The 19,028-nt window shown below is 73.8% G+C and carries 16 protein-coding genes and 1 pseudogene; 6 read left to right on the forward strand and 11 right to left on the reverse strand.

What is annotated here, in order from left to right; genetic code table 11:
* Positions 1-111: 111 nt before the first annotated feature.
* Complete coding sequence (locus ACOBQU_RS22040) at positions 112-432, reverse strand: ArsR/SmtB family transcription factor (RefSeq protein ID WP_423629034.1); 321 nt, start codon at positions 430-432, stop codon at positions 112-114.
* Between the two features lie 362 nt (positions 433-794).
* On the opposite strand from ACOBQU_RS22040, the gene ACOBQU_RS22045 reads away from it, so the two are divergent.
* On the forward strand, positions 795-2,048 hold the full coding sequence (locus ACOBQU_RS22045) for an MFS transporter (RefSeq protein ID WP_423629035.1): 1,254 nt from the start codon (positions 795-797) through the stop codon (positions 2,046-2,048).
* Here the strand turns inward: ACOBQU_RS22045 and ACOBQU_RS22050 are convergent.
* Complete coding sequence (locus ACOBQU_RS22050; protein WP_423629036.1) at positions 2,020-3,537, reverse strand: CehA/McbA family metallohydrolase; 1,518 nt, start codon at positions 3,535-3,537, stop codon at positions 2,020-2,022. The two genes, ACOBQU_RS22045 and ACOBQU_RS22050, sit on opposite strands and share 29 nt — an antisense overlap.
* A gap of 291 nt (positions 3,538-3,828) precedes the next feature.
* On the opposite strand from ACOBQU_RS22050, the gene ACOBQU_RS22055 reads away from it, so the two are divergent.
* The gene (locus ACOBQU_RS22055; protein WP_423629037.1) at positions 3,829-6,426 is read left to right on the forward strand and encodes a bifunctional FO biosynthesis protein CofGH; all 2,598 of its coding nucleotides are present in this window, start codon (positions 3,829-3,831) and stop codon (positions 6,424-6,426) included.
* A gap of 265 nt (positions 6,427-6,691) precedes the next feature.
* Here the strand turns inward: ACOBQU_RS22055 and ACOBQU_RS22060 are convergent, their stop codons facing one another.
* The 5 genes and pseudogenes from ACOBQU_RS22060 to ACOBQU_RS22080 all read right to left on the reverse strand — a co-directional run bounded on the left by ACOBQU_RS22060 (position 6,692) and on the right by ACOBQU_RS22080 (position 11,295).
* On the reverse strand, positions 6,692-8,128 hold the full coding sequence (locus ACOBQU_RS22060) for an FG-GAP-like repeat-containing protein (RefSeq protein ID WP_423629038.1): 1,437 nt from the start codon (positions 8,126-8,128) through the stop codon (positions 6,692-6,694).
* Between the two features lie 178 nt (positions 8,129-8,306).
* On the reverse strand, positions 8,307-8,918 hold the full coding sequence (locus tag ACOBQU_RS22065; protein ID WP_423629039.1) for a DUF1877 family protein: 612 nt from the start codon (positions 8,916-8,918) through the stop codon (positions 8,307-8,309).
* A 535-nt stretch (positions 8,919-9,453) separates the two neighbouring features.
* Positions 9,454-9,654, reverse strand: a pseudogene (locus tag ACOBQU_RS22070) (DUF1707 SHOCT-like domain-containing protein); the annotation flags it as partial.
* A gap of 202 nt (positions 9,655-9,856) precedes the next feature.
* Positions 9,857-10,366 carry a DinB family protein gene (locus tag ACOBQU_RS22075; RefSeq protein ID WP_423629040.1) on the reverse strand — a complete coding sequence of 170 codons (510 nt, stop codon included), beginning with the start codon at positions 10,364-10,366 and terminating at the stop codon, positions 9,857-9,859.
* A gap of 137 nt (positions 10,367-10,503) precedes the next feature.
* Positions 10,504-11,295 (reverse strand): helix-turn-helix domain-containing protein, encoded by a 792-nt coding sequence (locus ACOBQU_RS22080; RefSeq protein ID WP_423629041.1) that lies wholly within the window; start codon positions 11,293-11,295, stop codon positions 10,504-10,506.
* A 130-nt stretch (positions 11,296-11,425) separates the two neighbouring features.
* Here ACOBQU_RS22080 and ACOBQU_RS22085 point away from each other — a divergent pair, with 130 nt between their 5' ends.
* A complete protein-coding gene (locus ACOBQU_RS22085) occupies positions 11,426-11,626 on the forward strand; it encodes a hypothetical protein (RefSeq protein ID WP_423629042.1) in 201 nt (66 codons plus the stop codon).
* 243 nt (positions 11,627-11,869) lie between these two features.
* On the opposite strand, the gene ACOBQU_RS22090 is transcribed toward ACOBQU_RS22085, so the two are convergent.
* Positions 11,870-12,817, reverse strand: a complete 948-nt coding sequence (locus ACOBQU_RS22090; protein ID WP_423629043.1) for a helix-turn-helix domain-containing protein — start codon at positions 12,815-12,817, stop codon at positions 11,870-11,872.
* 70 nt (positions 12,818-12,887) lie between these two features.
* On the opposite strand from ACOBQU_RS22090, the gene ACOBQU_RS22095 reads away from it, so the two are divergent.
* Complete coding sequence (locus tag ACOBQU_RS22095; RefSeq protein ID WP_423629044.1) at positions 12,888-13,373, forward strand: VOC family protein; 486 nt, start codon at positions 12,888-12,890, stop codon at positions 13,371-13,373.
* Between the two features lie 152 nt (positions 13,374-13,525).
* The gene (locus tag ACOBQU_RS22100; RefSeq protein WP_423629045.1) at positions 13,526-14,647 is read left to right on the forward strand and encodes an ADP-ribosylglycohydrolase family protein; all 1,122 of its coding nucleotides are present in this window, start codon (positions 13,526-13,528) and stop codon (positions 14,645-14,647) included.
* Positions 14,648-14,675: 28 nt separating this feature from the next.
* Here the strand turns inward: ACOBQU_RS22100 and ACOBQU_RS22105 are convergent, their stop codons facing one another.
* Together ACOBQU_RS22105 and ACOBQU_RS22110 are read right to left on the reverse strand one after the other, a co-directional pair.
* Positions 14,676-15,452, reverse strand: coding sequence for a DJ-1/PfpI family protein (locus ACOBQU_RS22105; protein ID WP_423629046.1), 777 nt, complete (start codon positions 15,450-15,452; stop codon positions 14,676-14,678).
* Positions 15,449-16,435, reverse strand: a complete 987-nt coding sequence (locus ACOBQU_RS22110; RefSeq protein WP_423634634.1) for a GlxA family transcriptional regulator — start codon at positions 16,433-16,435, stop codon at positions 15,449-15,451. The genes ACOBQU_RS22105 and ACOBQU_RS22110 overlap by 4 nt, the downstream gene beginning before the upstream one ends.
* A gap of 281 nt (positions 16,436-16,716) precedes the next feature.
* Between ACOBQU_RS22110 and ACOBQU_RS22115 the strand changes: the two genes are divergently transcribed.
* A complete protein-coding gene (locus ACOBQU_RS22115; protein WP_423629047.1) occupies positions 16,717-17,550 on the forward strand; it encodes a hypothetical protein in 834 nt (277 codons plus the stop codon).
* 199 nt (positions 17,551-17,749) lie between these two features.
* Here ACOBQU_RS22115 and ACOBQU_RS22120 read toward each other — a convergent pair whose 3' ends face one another.
* A complete protein-coding gene (locus ACOBQU_RS22120) occupies positions 17,750-18,982 on the reverse strand; it encodes a DegT/DnrJ/EryC1/StrS family aminotransferase (protein WP_423629048.1) in 1,233 nt (410 codons plus the stop codon).
* Positions 18,983-19,028 lie beyond the last annotated feature (46 nt).

The raw sequence follows: 19,028 nt of genomic DNA on the forward strand, positions 1-19,028 counted from the left end.
CTCCGCGGCTCGCCCTCAAACGCTGGACGGGCTTGATTTCGCGCTGCGCGCTCGTCCTCAAGCGCCGGGTGGGCTGGATGTGGGCCGCCCGCCTCGAAGGGGGCAGGGGTGTCAGCCCTCGTCCCTCGCCGCGCCCGCCAGGATCGCGTCCAGGAGGCCGGGGTAGCGGGCGTCGAGGTCGTCGCGTCGCAGGGTGAGGAGGTTCTCGCGGCCGGACGGGCGCTGCCAGATGACGCCGTTTTCGCGGAGGACCCGCCAGTGGTGCGTCATCGTCGACTTCGCGGTCACGCCGAGGGCGTTGAGCACGCTCGTGCAGTTGTGGTCGCCCCCGGCGTCCAGGAGGCGGACCACCGAGAGCCGTAGTGGATTGCCGAGGGCGGTCAGGACGCCGTCGACACGGATCTGGTCGCGCTCGGGGTGGCGGTAGCTCATGCCCGCCACGGTACTCCCTCCGTACCTCTGTACGTGGATATACGGACTGTCCCTTGCCAGCCCCACGACCGTACGTAAGGATGCGTACAGTCTGAATGTATGTATCCATGCGTACTGTCGTACCGAAGGGGTACTCCCGTGTCTGACAAGCGCCGTCTGGGCTGGAGTCTCGTCCTGCTCGCTCTCGCGCAGACCGTCTACGCGCTCGACCTGAACATCGTCTTCGTCGCGCTCCCCGAGATCGGGGACGACCTCGGATTCCCCGGGCAGACCCAGCAGTTGGTGGTCAGCGCCTACGTCGTCTTCGCGGGCGGGTTCCTGCTGCTCGGGGGCGGGCGGCGGACCTGCTCGGGCGGCGGCGGATGTTCACGCTCGCCCTCACCCTCTACGCCGCCTCCTCGCTCGCGGGCGGGCTCGCCACCAGCGCGGGCGTCATCATCGCCGCGCGCGCCGTGCAGGGGATCGGCGGCGCCCTGCTGCTCCCGACGACCCTGTCCGTCATCAACACCCTCTTCGAGGAAGGGCCCAGAAGGAACCGCGCCCTCGCCGTGTGGGGCGGGGCCGGGGCCAGCGGGCTCACGCTCGGCGCGCTGCTCGGCGGCGTGCTCACCGAGCGGTTCGGCTGGCCCGCCGTGTTCTATGTGAACGTGCCGCTCGCCGGGGCCGTCGCGCTGGCCGCGCTGTACGTGATCCCGCGCGACCCGGCGCGCGGCGAGCGCCGCCGCTTCGACCTGCCGGGCGCGCTCAGCGTCACCGCCGCCTCCACGCTGCTCGTGTTCGGGCTCGTCGAAGGGCCCGAGCTGGGGTGGGGGGACCCGCTGGTGGTGGGGGCCATCGCCGCCGCGACCGTGCTGCTGGGGGCGTTCGCCGTCATCGAGGCCCGCAGCGCCGACCCGCTCATGCCCTTCCGGCTCTTCCGCAACCGCCACCTGACCGTCGGCATGACCGTCACGTTCGTCTACATGGCCACCTTCGGCGTCCTGCCGTACTTCCTGACCGTGCTGCTGCAGAGCGTGCACGGCTACTCCGCGCTGCGGACCGGCCTCGCCTTCCTGGTGCCGTCGCTGGCCATCGCCGCCGGTACGCAGCTCGGCGAGCGCCTGGCCACCCGCCTCGGCACCCGCGCCACGCTCCTCACCGGGTTCGCCACCGGCGCCGTCGGCACCGCCGTGCTCGCCCTCGGCTTCGACGACGGCGCCGGGTACGCGCTGCTCGTGCCGGGGCTCGTGGTCTCCGGCGTCGGGCAGGGCGTCGTGTGGACCGCCATGTGGATCGCCGCCGCCACCGGCACGCCCGCCCACGAGCAGGGCGTCGCCAACGGCATCGCCTCCACCGCCCTGAACATCGGCAACGCCATCGGCCTCGCCGCCCTCACGGTCGTCGCCGACCTCGGCACCGACGGCAAGGCGGGCGCCGCCCTGCGCGCCGCCACCGCCGACGGCGAGGCCCTCGTCGTGCTGCTCACGGCGGCGGGCATGGGCATCGGGCTGCTCGTCACGCTCGCCCTGCCCCGGTCGGGCGCGGCCCGCACGGTACGGACCGAACCCACCGAACCCACCGAACCCGCCGATCCCGCCGCCGACCTCGTCAACGCCCCAGGAAGATCGGGTTCGTGAGCGCCCGCATCGCCCCCGGCAGCGGCGGCGCCGTCTGCGGCTTGCGCACCTCGGCGCGTACATAGGCGGCGTACGAGGCCGTGGTGCGCCACTCGGCCGAGCCGGTGCCCGACTCCGGGACGACGGGGCTGGTGAACAGCACGCCCTGGTCGGTGACGAAGCGGATCTGGCAGCCCGCCGCGCCCTTCACGTCCAGGCGCACCGTCACCGGCTCGTCCCGGTCGACGCGCAGCCGCCCGCCGATGCCCGCGTGCTGGCCCTTGCCGCCGGACGCGGTGAACGTCAGCTCGACGTCCCGGGACTCGGCGAGGTACGAGCGGCCCGCGCGGATGCCCTCCAGGATCGCCTCGCGGGTCAGGTCGTCGGCGAGGACGACGGTCTGCGGGCGGCCGACGGGGTCCGGGTCGCGGTGGGCGTCGCTGTTGCCCATGGCGGGCGTCCAGCGGTGCCCGCCGCGCACCGCCGCGACCAGCGCGTTGTCCCACTCGGACAGGGCGATCTCGTCCTCCGGCGAGTACGCGCCGTTCCACACCTCCACCGCGTCCGCCTCGCCGAAGCCGAACTTCCAGTTGCAGCCGACGCAGGTGGCGTGCGGATGGGCGGGCACCACCAGGCCGCCCGCGCGGCGGATGGCGCGCGCGTAGTGCCCGAAGCGGTTGTCGCGGGCCCGGTAGCGCCAGTCGACGAACGTGCCGGGGTCCGTGCCGACGGCCAGGACGTGACCGTTGCGGGTGGTGACCTCCTCGCCGAGCAGCACCAGCAGGTCGTCACCGGCGACGTCGGACCAGTGGGCGTGCGCGGAGTGCGTGTTGTGCTCGGAGGTGTTGACGAAGTCCAGGCCCGCCGCGCGGGCCAGCGCGCCGATCTCGGCGGGGGTGCGGCGGCCGTCCGAGTACCAGGAGTGCAGATGGCAGTCGCCCCGGTACCAGGCCCGGCCCCGGCCGCGGGCCCGCTCCGGCGGGTACGTCGGCCTGGGCGTGGTGCCGGGCGCGCCGTAGGTGAGGGTGATCGTCACCTCGTACGGCAGGCCCCGCGGGGACACCGTGTAGGGGCCGAGCGCGATGTGCCAGGTGCCGGGGCGCACCGGGCCCGGGATGTAGCCGGGCGTCGCGTCGTCGGCGCGGAGGAAGAACTCCGTGCGCGCCCCGCCCGACCAGCCGCGGAAGCCCCGGCCGCCGAGCGCGGTGCCGCGCTCGTCGAAGATCCCGATGTCCAGGGCGTTGCCGACGGTCCCCGCGGGCACCGTCGGCTTCTCGTACGTGTACGCCACGCGCAGCTCGCGCACGCCGCGCGGTATCTCCACGGGCAGGTACACGAAGTCGGGGGCGCCGGTGGGCAGCGTGCCCCTGACCGTCTTCGTCTCCTCGCCGGACCGCCGCTCGGCGGCTTCCGCGTCGTCCGCGAAGCTCACGGTTCCCAACGTAAGGGCCGTGGCCGCGCCCGTCACGAGCAGCGCCCGTCTGTTCAGGTGGCGTTCGTCCTCGCACATGCTGTGGCTCCCCGGGGGTCGGCGACGCGGTGACACGCGTGGTGACGTGGATGCTGGCTGCAACCCTGGTATTGAGCCTTGAACTCCCTTGTAAGGGAAGGGAATCGGCAGGTTTCCGGCCGGGGTCGGGTGGGGCGGGGCCGCGGCGGCCGTGCGGGCGGCCCCGGTATCGCGTTCGGGCGCGGTCCCGGCGTCGCGTCCGGGGGCGACCCCGGCGTCGTGTTCAGGGCGGCTTTCACCTGGCGGAAGTGCCCATAGGTGCCTCGGGAGGCCGCTCGTATGCTCGGGGACATGACCAACAGCGCGCAGTCCCCCGAGGCCGGACGACCCACCGCCAACGCCATGCGGCGCGCCCTCAGGCGGGCCAGGGACGGCGTCGCGCTGGACGCCGCGGAGGCCGCGGTGCTGCTCCAGGCGCGCGGCGACGACCTGGAGGACCTGTGCGCGTCGGCCGCCCGGGTGCGCGACGCGGGCCTTGCGGCGGCGGGCCGCGCGGGCGTCATCACGTACTCCAAGAGCGTGTTCGTCCCGCTCACCCGGCTGTGCCGGGACAAGTGCCACTACTGCACCTTCGTCACCGTGCCGGGCAAGCTGCGCCGCGCCGGGCACGGGATGTTCCTGTCGCCCGACGAGGTCCTGGACATCGCCCGCAAGGGCGCCGCCCTCGGCTGCAAGGAAGCCCTCATCACCCTCGGCGACAAGCCGGAGGACCGCTGGCCCGAGGCCCGCGAGTGGCTGGACGCGCACGGCTACGACGACACGATCGCGTACGTACGGGCCATCTCGATCCGCATCCTGGAGGAGACCGGCCTGCTGCCGCACCTCAACCCGGGCGTGATGTCCTGGACCGACTTCCAGCGCCTGAAGCCGGTCGCGCCGTCCATGGGCATGATGCTGGAGACCACGGCCGAGCGGCTGTGGTCCGAGCCCGGCGGCCCGCACTACGGCTCGCCCGACAAGGAACCCGCCGTGCGGCTGCGGGTCCTGGAGGACGCGGGCCGCTCGTCGGTGCCCTTCACCAGCGGGCTGCTCATCGGCATCGGCGAGACGTACGAGGAGCGGGCCGAGTCCCTGTTCGCGCTGCGCCGCGTGGCGCGCTCGTACCACGGCGTCCAGGAGCTGATCATCCAGAACTTCCGCGCCAAGCCGGACACGGCGATGCGCGGCATGCCCGACGCGGAGATCGACGACCTGGTCGCCACGGTCGCCGTCGCCCGGCACATCATGGGCCCCTCCGGCTGCCTCCAGGCCCCGCCGAACCTCGTCGACGGCGAGTACGGGCGCCTGATCCGCGCGGGCATCGACGACTGGGGCGGCGTCTCGCCCGTCACCATCGACCACGTGAACCCCGAGCAGCCCTGGCCGCGGATCGAGGAGCTGGCCGCCCGGTCGGCCGCCGAGGGCTTCGAGCTGCGCGAACGCCTCTGCGTCTACCCGGAGTTCGTACGCCGCGGCGAGCCCTGGCTGGACCCGCGGCTGCGCCCGCACGTCGACGCGCTCGCCGACCCGGACACGGGCCTCGCCAACCCCGACGCCCCCGTGCGGGGCCTGCCCTGGCAGGAGCCCGACGAGGGGTACGTGGCCTCCTCCGGCCGCACCGACCTGCACCGCACCATCGACACCGAAGGCCGCACCGCCGACCGGCGCGACGACTTCGACGAGGTGTACGGCGACTGGGAGGCCCTGCGGGAGCAGGCGGCGCCCGGCATGGCGCCCTCACGCCTCGACGGCGACGTGCGCGCGGCGCTGCGCACGGCCGCCGACGACCCGACCCGCCTGACGGACGACGAGGCCCTGGCGCTGCTGCACGCGGACGGCCCCGCCCTGGACGCGCTGTGCTCCGTCGCCGACGACGTCCGCAAGTCCGCCGTCGGCGACGACGTCACGTACATCGTCACCCGCAACATCAACTTCACCAACGTCTGCTACACCGGCTGCCGCTTCTGCGCCTTCGCGCAGCGCCGCACCGACGCCGACGCCTACACCCTGTCCCTGTCCCAGGTCGCCGACCGCGCCGCCCAGGCCTGGGACGTGGGCGCGGTGGAGGTCTGCATGCAGGGCGGCATCCACCCGGACCTGCCCGGCACGGCGTACTTCGACATCGCCGAGGCGGTGAAGGAGCGCGTGCCCGGACTGCACGTGCACGCCTTCTCACCGATGGAGGTCGTCAACGGCGCGAGCCGGACCGGCCTTTCGATACGGGAGTGGCTCCAGCGCGCCAAGGAGGCGGGCCTGGACTCCATCCCCGGCACGGCCGCGGAGATCCTCGACGACGAGGTCCGCTGGATCCTCACCAAGGGCAAGCTCCCGGCCGCGACCTGGATCGAGGTCGTGAAGACGGCCCACGAACTGGGGCTGCGCTCCTCGTCCACGATGATGTACGGGCACGTGGACCAGCCGCGCCACTGGCTGGGCCACTTCCGCACGCTGGCCGCGATCCAGCGGGAGACCGGCGGCTTCACGGAGTTCGTGACCCTGCCCTTCATCCACACCAACGCGCCCGTGTACCTCGCGGGCATCGCCCGGCCTGGCCCCACCACCCGCGACAACCGGGCCGTCACCGCCATGGCCCGCCTCCTGCTGCACCCCCACATCCCCCACATCCAGACCAGCTGGGTCAAGCTCGGCGCGGAGGGCGCGGCGGAGATGCTGCGCTCCGGCGCGAATGACCTGGGCGGCACCCTGATGGAGGAGACCATCTCCCGCATGGCGGGCTCCGGTTACGGCTCCTACCGCTCGGTGAAGGACCTCGTCGCGATCGCGGAGGCCGCGGGCCGCCCGGCGAAGCCGCGCACGACGCTGTACGGGGAGGTCCCGGAGGAACGGCAGCGCGCCGCGGCGGCGTCGGACGGCCACCTGCCGGAACTCCTGCCGGTCGTAGACATGTAGCCCTCGCGGGGGGCGCCCCAGACCCGCCCCTTCCCGAACCAGGGGCGGCTGCCCCTGGCACCCCGCCTTATCGCCGCTCCGCGGCTCGTCCTCAAACGCCGGACGGGCTTGATCTTCGCGGGCTGGGCTGGAGTCTGCCGGTGCGGCAGAGTTCTAGCCCGTCCGGCGTTTGAGGACGAGGCCGCCAGGCCGATGAACGGGGGTGCCAGGGGGCTGGCCCCATGGTTTCGGGAAAGGGGCGGGTCTGGGGCGCCCCCCGCGAGGGCTAGCGGGCCGTGTCCTGGCCGAAGTGGGCGTTCCGCTCCGGCGCGCCCAACCCCTTGGGCCCGAACGACGTGACCCCGGTGGCCGTGAGGCCACCCGCCGCGCCACGGAACACCCACGCCGCCCCCGAGTTCTCGTACGCCCCGTCCTCCCCGCGCGCCGTCACCGTCAGATCGGCCCGCCGGTCCCCGTTCACGTCCGACAGCAGGACCCGGTGCCCGAACCAGTCCTTGGCCTCGGAGGCCCCCGGCACCCCCGCCGTCGACTGGTCGAAGGCCCGCGCCCCCGCCCCGCTGAGCCCGCCGCGCGCCCCCTTGAGCAGGACGAGGGCCCCGGCGTCCCGGACGCGGGAGGCGCCGCTGCCGATGTCCTCCCCGGGCACGCCCACGGCGACGTCCGCGTAGCCGTCGCCGTCGACGTCGCCCGCGCTGATGTCGTACCCGAACTGGTCGCCGCTCTCCCCGACGCCGGGGACGCCCGCCGAGTCCTGGGTGATCTTCGCGGTGCGGTGCGCGGCGGGTCCGTCGGCGCTGCCGTAGTCGACGCGCACGGTGCCCTTGTCGGACTCGTTGTCGTCGTTGTTGGTGCCGTTGTCGCGGGTGACGAAGTCGCCGTAGCCGTCGCCGTTGACGTCCGCGACGGCGCCGCCGAGGGAGGACTTCACGCTTCTGTCGGTCGTCTTGCTGAGTCCGTGCCGGGTGCCCGGCCAGAAGCGGCTGCGGTAGGCCACTTCCTCGAAGCCGTGGCTGGTGACGAGGTCGTCGACGCCGTCGCCGTTCAGGTCGCCGGACACGAAGTCCACCGGGCCGAAGGTCTGGCTGGTGGCGATGGTGTCCTGCCGCACGGGCTTGCCGTCGCGCGTGAACGGCCCGTACGACACGGTCATCCCGGCCTCGTCCTCGTCGTTGGCCGGGTAGTCGGCGCTCACCAGGTCGCGGTGGCCGTCGCCGTCGAAGTCGCCGGTGGTGAACCCGGCGGAGGTGGCGGGCAGTTCGGCGGACGCGCCCGTCAGGCCGTCCTTCGACCCCCACAGGGCCACGGCCCGGTCGCCGTACCGGCTGGCCACGACGAGGTCGGTGAAACCGTCCCCGTCCAGGTCACCGGCGCTGAGCCCGGTCGCGAAGGTGCCGTCCTCCTCGACCTTGCCCGGCACGCCCCGCGTCCCCCGGTCGATGACCTTCGGGTGCGCCCGGTCCGGGCCGTTCTTCGACCCGTACACGACGGCGACGTACCCCGCGTACGCCTTGCCGTCGACGGTGGCGAACGGGGCGGCGATGGCGAGGTCGGCGTACCCGTCGTGGTTGAAGTCGGTGACGGGCGCCTTGGGGGGCCTCGGGGCGGCGGGCGCGGCGGCGTGTGCGGTGCCGCTCGCCGTGAGGGGCGCGGCGAGGGCGATGGCCGCCGTGGTCGCCAGCGCTGCCGTGAGGGGGCGTCGCACGGGTCCTCCTGTGACGTGGGTGGTGCCGGTGGCTTCCGGGAGCCCTGTGGGTGAACTACGGGCTGCTTCAGGAGACCTACGAGGTGACGGGACGGTTGCACGCGGCACGCCATCCCGTGCCGGGGGCAGCCGCCCGTGGTCAGAAGATCTTCTGTGCCGGGCCGGGCGGCCCCCGTGGTCAGGAGATCTCCTTGATGACGGCGTTCCCGGCCGCGGCGGCGCGGGCGTAGAAGTCGCGTACGCCGCGCAGGCTGGCCAGCAGGGAGCCGTCCTCGACCATGCTCATCCTCGGGGTGCTGCCGTCGGGCTGGAGGACGCCCATGTGGAAGGAGTACACCCCGGCGTCCGCCACCAGGGCGGCGCGTTCGCGGATGAGGGCCGCGGGGTCGAGGTCGCGCAGGAAGCCGTGCACCGCGCGCACCTGCGCGGGCGTGAGCAGGAAGGGGGTGTTGAGCCGTCCGCCGCTGCCCGACCCGTCGAGGGAGAGCCCGCCCATCGCGACGTCGCGCGCCGGTGCGGGGCCGCAGGGCGGGTCGTCGTCCTCGTGCGCGTCGTGGCGGTCGCAACCGGTGACCAGGACGTGCAGGCCCTCCCAGTTGCGCCGGATGTCGTCGTTCTCCTCGATGTGGTCGAGGAACGGCTCGTCCGGAGGCGGTTCCTGGGCCCGCAACTCGGGTGGGCCCAGGCCCTCGTCCCAGGCGTGCCACAGGCGCGCGAGGCCCGCCCGCTCGCCGTCCGGGTGGTCCAGGAGCCTGTCCACCTCGGCCGCGTCGTGCCGCGTCAGGGTCATCCAGAAGCCCACCGGGTTCGCCCCTCTCTTCTGGTCCTTCCGTTCTGGTCCTTCCGTTCAGCGCGCGTCGTCGGGGGCCGCGCGCCTGGCGCGGCGCCACGGCGGGCGGCGCGGCGGGCGGGCCACGATGTCGCCGCCCTTCGACGTGCCGCTCAGCAGCACGCGCAGCCGTACGGGCGCCTCCGGGTCCGGCGCCGGGGAGCTTGATCTCGCCCCTGCTGTGCGTGATTCCGTCCGCGTCGACCACGACGCCTGGGGGAACCACCAGCGTCAGGTTCCCGCCGATCCGCAGGTCCAGGTCGATGTCGAGGACGCTGTGCGTGATCACGGCCTCCGTGAAGTCCAGCTTCAAGTCCGTGAACGTCAGCCGCACTTCCATCCGGCGCGGCACCTGCCACCGCCCCGTCCGCTTGCTGTCCCCGAAGCGCTGGTCGATGCGGACGACGTCGCGCGGCAGCGCCGGAAGGCCCTCCAGGGGGAGGTCCGCCGTCAGCGCTCTCAGGTCGCCGACGGTCTTGGCCGCGAGCGCCGCCTCCACGCGTTCGTCCAACTCGGCGGCCGTCAGACGGCCGTCGCCCGCCGCGACGCGCAGGATCTCCACTGCCTGGTCCCGGTCCTGGTGCGACACCCGCATCTCGGACTTCGCTATCTCACCGCTCATGCGCCCAGTGTGCCGCGCCGCGACGGGGCTCTGCCCTCGCGGGGCGCCCCAATCCCGCCCCTTCCCCGAAACCATGGGGCCAGCCCCCTGGCACCCCCGAAAATCGGCCTCCGGCCTCGTCCTCAAACGCCGGACGGGCTGAAACTCTGCCGCGACCGGCAGGATCCAGCCCGTCCGGCGTTTGAGGACGAGCCGCGAAGCGGCAATAAGAGCGGGGTGCCAGGGGCGCAGCCCCTGGTTTCGGGAAAGGGGCGGGTCTGGGGCGCCCCCGCGAGGCTCAGGCCCCCACGGTGCCGTCGACCCCCTCGCGCAGGAAGTCCGCGTGCCCGTTGTGCCGCCCGTACTCCAGCAGCACGTGCACCATCACCATCCGCAGCGACACCTCCGTACCCCACCGCGGCTGATACCCCACCAACTCCAGCGACGCGGCCTCCCGCTCGACCCGCCGCGAGTTCTCCACCTCGGCCTCCCACGCGGCGAACGCCTCCGCCCGGGTCGACGCGCTCGCGTCGTACGCCGCCTGGAAGTCGACCGTGTCGGACCAGACCAGGGGCACCTCGTGGTCCTGGAACACGCGCCGGAACCAGGTCCGCTCCACCTCCGCCATGTGCCGCACCAGGCCGAGCAGCGACAGCGTCGACGGCGGCATCGACCGCCGCCGCAACTCCTCGTCACCGAGGCCCGCGCACTTCATGGCGAGCGTCGCCCGGTGGTAGTCGAGAAACGCCCGCAGCGTCTCCCGCTCGCCCCCACGAAGGGGCGGCCCTACGCGCTCGTCACCGCTCACTGCCCACACTCCTCGCCCCGTTCCCGTACGTGGAGCCAGTATTCACTCCCGCCGGGTGGAACACTGGTCGGCCAGGGGCGGCGCCGGTCTGGGGAGGGCGATGAGCGAGCCGTCGATGCAACTGAGGTGCTGCGGAGTCACCCCGGCACGCGGCTGTAGCTTTCCAGGACGGCCTTGGCCGTGGACCTGTCCAGCAGCCGCAGTTCCCACGGGCCGGTATTGATGTCGAAGTCCTTGCCGAACCCGACCCACTTCCCCGCCATGCGGCGGCCGGTCGGCTCCACGAGCATCTGCATCGCCCCGTGGTACCGGGCCCCGTTGTAGTACCCGTCCGGCGCGGTCTGCTCCACCCACGAGCCGGTGACCACGTTGCGATCCACCGTGAGATCCAGAGTCAGCGGGCTGTCCGGGTTGGTCGACGCTCCGGGAAGTGACTGCGCCGTGAGTCGGCTCCCGTGCTGGACGATCACCACGTGGTGCTTGCACTCGTACGTCTCGTCCCGGCTGGACGAGTAGAACTCGTACCGGCTGAGCCACACCCCGGAGCAGTTCACCGTGGGGGCCTGAGCGCGTGTCTGCGGGCCTGCGCCGCTCTGGTCGACCTCCCCCTCCCGTACCTCCGCGTCCATGTCGTGGCCTCCTGAACCATCGGGGTGGACCCGCGCCATGGGAACGGCGAGGGTGAATCCGAGTGCTTCCACTGGTCGCCCTGTGGCCCTCTCCAGAGCCCTGGCGTACAGCGGCCGGGGGGTCCGGCTGACTCCGGCCTCCCAGCGCTGCACGAGGCGCTTGCTGGCGTCGTTGGGTTCGCCCAGCTCGTCTCCGGCCTTGCGCAGAGCCTTGGCGAACTCATCCTGACTCATCCGGAGAGCGATCCGGACAGAGCGGAGAACGTCGTTCGGAACGATCTCGGTTGCGGCAGTCGTCATGTCTCAAACGCTACCGACCGTGCCCGCCCAATGACACCGGATTGACGCCCCCGTGTGACGCCTCACCGCCGCTGTTCGGACACCCTCTGTGCCGTCGCTATGACCTTGATCCGCTCGGATCATGTGGACCATGGCCGAAGCGAGGACATATCCCGAACCCCCTGTGGATCTGCCCGACCGTTCGCACGACGTGGAACCCGCCCCCGTAGAGGGGTGCGACGGATGCCGGGAACTGGCGAACGTACGGAGTCGGGCACGCGCCGGGGGCGACTGGACCACGGTCTCTGACTGCAACGTCTTCATGCGACGCCACCCCGAAGGTCATCGGTGACCAAGGCGGCCCTGCCGGTCGAGTGTCAGCTGGGCCAACGGCCCGGCTACGAAGGCGTTCACAAGATGTGCCGCCAGACCAAGGGCGTGCCCCTGTCCTATCCGGGCGGTTCGATTGTGCAGCTCAGACCGTGTTTCGGGGCATCTGGTCAGGTGGCAGGTCCGACCCCCGCGATGGATACCGAGATGGCGAATCCCGTCACCTGACCAGCGGTTGAGTCGCTCGCGAGGGCGGGCTGCCCGTCTACGGGGCGGCCGTACGGATCGATCCGGACGGCACCACGCGGCTGAAGCGCGGTGACTGGTCAGCGACCCTCAGGGCCTGACGGCGGCCACGTCCCGGAAGGGGAACCGCCGAGGGCCGTCGTGCGGAGGGGGCGGGGGTCTGTACGAGGATCGAGGCGCCCCGTGGTTCGGGGGTGAGGAGCAGGGTCATCTCGTACGGGAGCAACGTGCCGTCGGCGGCGGTGAGTTCGACCTCGCGGGGAGTGAAGTCGCCCACCGAGCGGCACGACCACCACGCCTCCAGGTCGGGGCACTCCTCGCGCAGCAGGGCCGTCACGGTGTGGGCGCGGGAGGCCGGGGGCTGGTGGTCGGCGCGGGCGCGGAAGTGGCGGTAGAGGTCCGTCACCAGGGGCCGCCAGCCGGGGAGGCGGCGCTGGTGGCGGGGGTCGGTGGCGAGAAGGAGCAGGAGGTTGCGGCGGTCCTCGGGTACGGCGGCCGGGTCGGGCCACACCGTGGTGTACGCGGAGTTCCAGGCGAGGACGTCGAAGGCGGGGGAGAGGAGGAGCGCCGGGCTTGCGGGCCAGGCCTCCAGCATCGGGCGGTGATCGGGGACGGCGGCGGGCGCGGGGCGGTGGTCGCGGGTGGCGTACCCGGCCAGGGCCAGCGCGTGCCGGTGGGCCGCCGCGTCCAGGCGCAGCGCCCGCGCCACCGCGTCCAGGACCTGCCGGGAGGTGTCCACCCGCCCCTGCTCCAGCCACGTGTACCAGGCCACGGACACTCCGGACAGCGCGGCGACCTCCTCGCGCCGCAGGCCCGGCGCCCGGCGCCGCGGCGTGCCCGGCAGGCCCACGTCCGCCGGGGTGACCCGCTCGCGGTGGGCGCGCAGGAAGCCGCCCAGCTCGCCACGCAGCGCCTCCGGCGCCTCCGGCGTCCCCGGCGTCCCCGGCGTCCCCGGCGTCCCCGTCATCCTGTTACCTCCGCTCACCCCCATGAACGCCCGCCTGGCTGACGCCCATTCCCGGCGCGAGGCTGAGCCCATGACCGAGACCGCACAGCCCGCAGCCACCGCACAGCCGAGCGCCGCCGAACAGCCCAGCGCCGCCGAACAGCCCAGCGTCTGGCGCCGCCAGAACGACTCCTCCGGTTTCACCGAGCCCCGTACCCTCATCCGCGTCTACACCGGCCCCGGCACCCTGGACGCCGTCACCGGCTTCTACGAGCGGCTGCTCGGCGTCGAGCGGGACATGTGGTTCACGTATCCGGAGAAGGGGCTCAGGCTCGCCGTCGTGGGGAGCTTCCTGATCGTGGAGGGGAGCGAGGAGACCCTCGCGCCGTTCCGGTCCACTGACGGGACGCTCGTCATCGCCGAGGCGGAGCCCGTCCTCGCGCGGCTCGCCGCCGAGGGCGCCGAACTGCTCGACCCGCCGCACCGCGTGCCCACCGGCACCGGCTTCACCGCCCGGCACCCCGACGGCACCGTCGTCGAGTACGTGGAGCACCGCCCAACTCCCGACGGCGACTAGGGAAACCACAACCGGGCAATCCGCACCCAAGGGCCGCCCAAGCGGCCCGCAAGGGGCGTCATCCGCACAAAGCGCTTGCGCACCGAACCCACCGTTCCCGTTCGATTACAGTGCTGCCGAACCGGACGCGGAGGCATGGGAAAGGGGGTTCGGTGAGCGCCGCAGCAGCCACCGGCGTGTGGGGCCGCGCCGAGCAGCAGGACTTCCGCAGCCGGGTGCGCGGCACCCTGCTCGGGGCCGCCCTCGGCGACGCGCTCGGGGCCGGGGCCGACGGGCTCTCCCTGGCGGAGATCCGGGAGCGGTACGGCGCCGAGGGCCTCGTCGAGCCCGACGCGGGCCCGCACGGCAGGCGCGGCGCCGTCACGGCCGCCACGCAGCTCGCGCTGTTCAGCGTCGACGGCCTGATCCGCGCCCAGGTGCGCCGCGACACCGGCGCCTGGCACCCGCCGACCGACCTGCACCGCGCCTACCGCCGCTGGGCGGCGACCCAGCGCGACTGGGGGCCCGACGAGCGGCGCACCGAGGACGGGTGGCTGGCCCGCGAGGAGTGGCTGTACACGCGCCGCGCGCCCGCCCGCGCCTGTCTGACCGGTCTCGCCGACGACCGCATGGGCACCCTCGACGTACCGAAGAACCCCGGCGAGCGCGGACCGGAGGCCGCCGCCCGGTCCGCGCCGTTCGGGCTGCTCGTCGGCTGGGAGCCGCAGCTCGTGCTCCAGCTCGCCGTGGAGTGCGCCGTGCAGACGCACGGGCACCCCGTGGCGTACCTCGCCGCCGGGGCGCACACCGTCCTCGTGCACGGCCTGGCGCGCGGCGAGGCCCTGGACGGCGCGATCCAGCGCACCCTGGCGCTGCTCGCCGCCCGGCCGGGCCACCAGCCGGTCACGGACGGGCTGCGGCACGCGCTGGGCGCCGTACGGCAGGGCATGCCGACGGCGGCGCGCGTGGAGGAGCTGATCGGCGACGGCGACGCGGCGGGCGTCCTGTCGGCGGCCGTGTACTGCTCCCTCGTCGGCGAGGACATCCGGCACGGGCTGCGGCTCGCCGTGAACCACGGCGGCGCCTCGTCGTCGGCGGGCGCGCTGTGCGGGGCGCTGCTCGGCGCGCTGCACGGCGAGACCGCGCTGCCGCCGAGCTGGCTCACCGAGCTTGAGGGCCGCGCGACGGTCCTCGAACTCGCCGACGACTTCGCCATGGAGATGACCCAGGGTCCCGCCCTGCACAGCCCGGCCGGGGCGTCCCCGGGCTGGCTGGCCCGCTACCCGAGGGCCTGAGCGCCCTGGCGGACCCGGGGGTCCGGCTTCACACCTGCGAGTCCGCGAGGATCTTCAGGGCGCGGGCCTTCAGCTCGGGGCTGGCCCGCCGCGCGTCGCCCGCGTCGTACGGCGGGCGCGGGTCGTACTCGACGGCGAGCTGGATGGCGCGCGCGGTGTCGTCGTCGGTGAGCCGCGCGGCCAGCCGCAGTGCCATGTCGAGCCCGGCCGACACGCCCGCCGCCGTGATGAACTTCCCCGACTCCACGAAGCGTTCGGGTACGTAACGGACGTCGAAGGTCTTCTCCAGATACTCCGCCGACGCCCAGTACGTCGTCGCGCGGCGCCCGTCGAGCAGTCCGGCGGCGGCCAGGACGAGGGAGCCGGTGCACACGGAGGTGGTGAAGCGGGTGCGGCGGTTCATGTGGCGGATCCAGCGCAGCAGCGTCTGGTTCTCCATCGCGGCGACGGTGCCCCGGTTGCCCGCGCCCGGTACGAGGACGACGTCCAGGCGGTCGACCTCGTCCAGGGAGCGCTCGGCGACGACGGCCACGTCCCCGGTGTCGGTACGGACGGGGCCGCGCCGCTCGGCGACCATCGTGACGGTGGCGCCGGGGACGCGGGAGAGGACCTCGGCGGGGCCGGTGGGGTCGAGGAGGCTGTAGCCGTCGTACAGGAGGACGCCGACGCGGGGGCCCTCGCCGCCGGGCTTGGCGGGGGCGGCGTGGGCGGGGGAGGCCACGGCGGTCAGGCCGGTGGCGGCGGTGAGGGCGGCGGTGCCGCGTAGGACGGTACGGCGGGTCGCGGAGTGCGTGCTGCCAGTCATGCCACCGGAGTGTGCGGGGCGTACGGGGCCCGTGGGCGCGGCATGTCCGGCATCTTGCGGAGCGTGTCCCCGCCGACGCCATAGTGGTCGAGGAACGCCTGGCGCAGCGTCTGCGCGGAGCGGAAGCCGCAGCGGCGGGCGATCGCCGCGAGCGGCAGGCCGGAGGAGCGGACGAGCTGCGCGGCCGCCTCCGTACGGGCCGCGCGCACCGCGCGCGCCGGGGTCGTGCCGAGGTGCGCGGTGAACAGGCGCGTCAGGTGCCGGGTGCTCACGCCCGCGCGGGCGGCGAGCGCCGCCGGGGTGAGGTCGTCGGCGAGGTGCGCGGCGATGTGCCCGGTCAGGTCGCGGACAAGGCGGTCGCCGGACGGCGGTGCGGCCAGGTGGACGCTGATCTGCGCCTGGTCGGCGGGGCGTTGGAGGTACGAGACGAGTTCGCGGGCCACGGCCCGGGCCAGCGTCGGGCCGTGGTCGTCCTCGATGAGGGCGAGCGTCAGGTCGAGGGCGCTGGTGACGCCCGCGGAGGTGTACACGTTGCCGTCGCGGACGTACAGCGGGGCGGTGTCGACGGCCACCGCCGGGTGGCGGGCGGCGAGTTCGGCGCCGTAGCCCCAGTGGGTGGTGGCGCGGCGGTGGTCGAGGAGGCCCGCGGCGGCGAGCACGTAGGCGCCGGTGCAGATGGAGGCGACGCGGCGGCTGGTGCGGGCCAGGCGCCGGACGTGGGTGACGAGGCGGGGGTCCGCCGCGGCCCGCGCGTAGCCCGCGCCGCCCGCCACCATCAGCGTGTCCAGCGGCCCGGTGACCTCCTCCAGGCTCCGCCCGGCGCGCAGCGTGATGCCGGAACTGCTGCGTACGGGGGCGCGGCCGACGGTGGCCAGGTCGATCGCGTACGGGGGGTCGGCGCCGTAGCGCGTGGCGACGTCGAGGGCGCCGCTGGGGCTGGCGATGTCGAGGATCTGGGTGTCGTCGTACCCCACGATCAGCACGCGTCTCGCGGTCTGCATGGGGGTATCCCATCCCACCGCCACGCCTTGCCGCCACCCGCGGCCTGGGGGCGCCCCTCGCCCACCCGCCCGTGACCGCCTGGCTGCGCGGGCACCGCCCCCTGCGGGGGTGCGCCGCCGTCGGCGCCTGCGGGTGTGTGGGGTTTCCTTTCCCACCCGCCCGCCCGTGGCTGCCTGGCTGTGAGGTGAGCGCTGTCCCATCTGGGACCGGTCCCGGTGGGGTGCGGGTTGGGTGGGCCCGTACCTCTTCCAAGGGGGCGCGCATGAGTGAGCGGGACGTCGAGGAGCGGGTCGGGGAGTTGGCGCGGGGGCTGCGGCGGGTGGCCGCGGAGCTGTTCGCGGTGGCCGCCGGGCATCCGGACGCCGCGCGGGGGCGGGAGCTGTCGGCGGTGGCGCAGCGGCTGGTGGGCGGGGTGCTGGCGCGGCTGGACGGGGGCGGCGGCACGGACCCGGCGGGCCCCAGGGATGTGGGGACGGCGCTCGGGGAGCTGGTGGAGCTGTATCTGCCGGGCCTTGAGCAGATACCGGACGAGGACCCCGTGATGATCGATCCGGATCTGTCCTACGGCCAGCGGGGGCATTTGCACCGGGCGAAGCGCGGCAGCGGCAGCCCCTTCGCGGCGGCGCCGCTGTGGACCGAACACGTGCCCAGCCGGGGGAAGGTGGTGCTGCGGGGCCTCACCTCCCACAGGGAGGTGTTGCGGCGCATGCACCGCAGCTATGTGACCCGGCGGGACCTGGAAGGCCCGGAGGGCGACCTGGCGGTACGGGTGCTGCGCGGGTGCGAGGCGATCCAGCGCTCCCGGGCCGTCAAGGCCAGTGATTACGACCGCGCGTGGAATCTGAGGCTGCTCATGGAGACCCTTCAGTGGCGGGCGCTGGTGACCGCCGCCGCCCACGGCGAGCACGCCCACGCCCATCTCCAGACCCAGTTACGGCAGTTAGAGGTTCTCGCCGCCGCGGTCCTGGAGCTGGACACGGCGGTCCGGCAGCGCGCCGACTTCCTGGATGCCCGCGTCGCCGACGCCACGCTCCGCGTGACCAGCCTGCTGAGCAACTGGCCGCCGGTGGTGGACGAGGCCGCGGATGACAGGTGATCCCGCGGGCGGCCCGTGCGGGAGCCGTGCGGGAAAGGCGAAGGCCCCCTCGCTCGCGAGGGGGCCTTCACCGCTTGGAGCGCCCGGCAGGCCTTGCACCTGCATTTCCCATCGGATGATGGGCGTCTTTCCTTGGACCACAGACGCGTGTCCACTCCCGTGCTCCGCACCGGAGTTGTGACTAGATCGTACAGCAGGTTCAGGGGTGTCCTGACACGCGGGGCGGCGTGCCGACCGGGGGGTGGGCCGGTTTGGTGTGCTCCCTCCGCAGGGCCGTGGCGAGCTTGGGCGCGATGAGGGGGTCCGCGGGGAGCGCGTGGGCGGCGAACCAGCGGGCCGCCGCCGGGTCGGGGGAGGGGTCGACGAACTCGGCGCCCGCGTAGTCGTCCAGGGGCGGGTCGTAGACGTATCCGGCGACGACGCCGTGCCGGACCAGGCGGTCCACCAGGGTGTCGCGGTCCTGGACCAGCAGGGGCACGCGGAAGAGGGCGACCGGGCCGTCGTGGGCGGTGCTGGCGCGCAGTTCGGGGGACGCCCACGGGGTGCGGGAGAGCAGGGAGACCCCGGCCCGGCGGCGGGTGAGGTCCGCGTCCAGGCGGGCCAGGCGCACCCCCAACTGACCGCGCACCAGGGGCCCGTGGCGCTCCCGGTAGCCGTGCAGGTCGACGCGGACCCACGGGTCGTACGCGGGCAGGCCGGGCGCCTCGCGCGCCGCGGCGGCGAGCCGGTGCGCGCGCAGCGGCATCCGGTAGGCGTCCCGCTCCAGCAGACCGAGGCGCTGCATCGTCCGCCACACGGGCCGCACGAGGTTCAGCGTGCGCACGCCCGAGCGGGCCAGGGGTCGCAGGGTGACCGCCAGGTCGTCGCGGAGGCGGCCCGGCAGCAGCAGGTCGTCGCGCAGCAGCTCCAGTTCGCGGCGGGTGCGCGCGTCCTCGACCGCGAGGAAGCCGCCCGCCATGCCCGCCACGTGCTTGGACAGGCTGAAGGCCGCCGCCTTGCCGAACGTGCCGATCGGCTGCCCGTCGACGTGCGTGCCGATGGCGTGCGCCGCGTCCTCGAACAGGGGGATGCCCAACTGGGCGCAGCGGTCGCGGAGTTCGCGTACGCGGTCGGGCACGCCGTAGAGGTTCGTGGTCAGTACGGCGTCCAGGTCGCGCCAGGTCGGCTCCGGCACCGCCGCCGGGTCGATGTTGCCGTCCCACACCGACACCGGTGCCTGCACCGGGCGCAGCCCGGCCGCGAGCACCACGAACAGGATCACGTCGTCGTTCACCGGCGACATCAGCACCCGCCCGCCCGGCCTGCACCAGCGCCGCAGCGCCAGGTACAGGGCGAGGCGGGCCGAGGGGGTGTAGACGCACTCGCGGCCGAGCCGCCGCGTCATCGCCGCGGCGAGCCGCGATCCGTACGTTCCATACGAGCCGTACGGCATGTCCACCTCTTCCGTGAGGAACAGCCCGGGGGTCAGGTCTCGGGGG

Source organism: Streptomyces sp. G45, assembly GCF_049542095.1.
GTDB lineage: Bacteria > Actinomycetota > Actinomycetes > Streptomycetales > Streptomycetaceae > Streptomyces.

Coding starts and splice junctions, on each gene's coding strand:
- ACOBQU_RS22105 (WP_423629046.1), bottom strand. CDS start 15,452: ATGACTGGCAGCACGCACTCCGCGACCCGCCGTACCGTCCTACGCGGC.
- ACOBQU_RS22040 (WP_423629034.1), bottom strand. CDS start 432: ATGAGCTACCGCCACCCCGAGCGCGACCAGATCCGTGTCGACGGCGTC.
- ACOBQU_RS22115 (WP_423629047.1), top strand. CDS start 16,717: ATGAGTGAGCGGGACGTCGAGGAGCGGGTCGGGGAGTTGGCGCGGGGG.
- ACOBQU_RS22095 (WP_423629044.1), top strand. CDS start 12,888: ATGACCGAGACCGCACAGCCCGCAGCCACCGCACAGCCGAGCGCCGCC.
- ACOBQU_RS22045 (WP_423629035.1), top strand. CDS start 795: ATGTTCACGCTCGCCCTCACCCTCTACGCCGCCTCCTCGCTCGCGGGC.
- ACOBQU_RS22080 (WP_423629041.1), bottom strand. CDS start 11,295: ATGACGACTGCCGCAACCGAGATCGTTCCGAACGACGTTCTCCGCTCT.
- ACOBQU_RS22085 (WP_423629042.1), top strand. CDS start 11,426: ATGGCCGAAGCGAGGACATATCCCGAACCCCCTGTGGATCTGCCCGAC.
- ACOBQU_RS22055 (WP_423629037.1), top strand. CDS start 3,829: ATGACCAACAGCGCGCAGTCCCCCGAGGCCGGACGACCCACCGCCAAC.
- ACOBQU_RS22090 (WP_423629043.1), bottom strand. CDS start 12,817: ATGACGGGGACGCCGGGGACGCCGGGGACGCCGGGGACGCCGGAGGCG.
- ACOBQU_RS22065 (WP_423629039.1), bottom strand. CDS start 8,918: ATGACCCTGACGCGGCACGACGCGGCCGAGGTGGACAGGCTCCTGGAC.
- ACOBQU_RS22120 (WP_423629048.1), bottom strand. CDS start 18,982: ATGCCGTACGGCTCGTATGGAACGTACGGATCGCGGCTCGCCGCGGCG.
- ACOBQU_RS22050 (WP_423629036.1), bottom strand. CDS start 3,537: ATGTGCGAGGACGAACGCCACCTGAACAGACGGGCGCTGCTCGTGACG.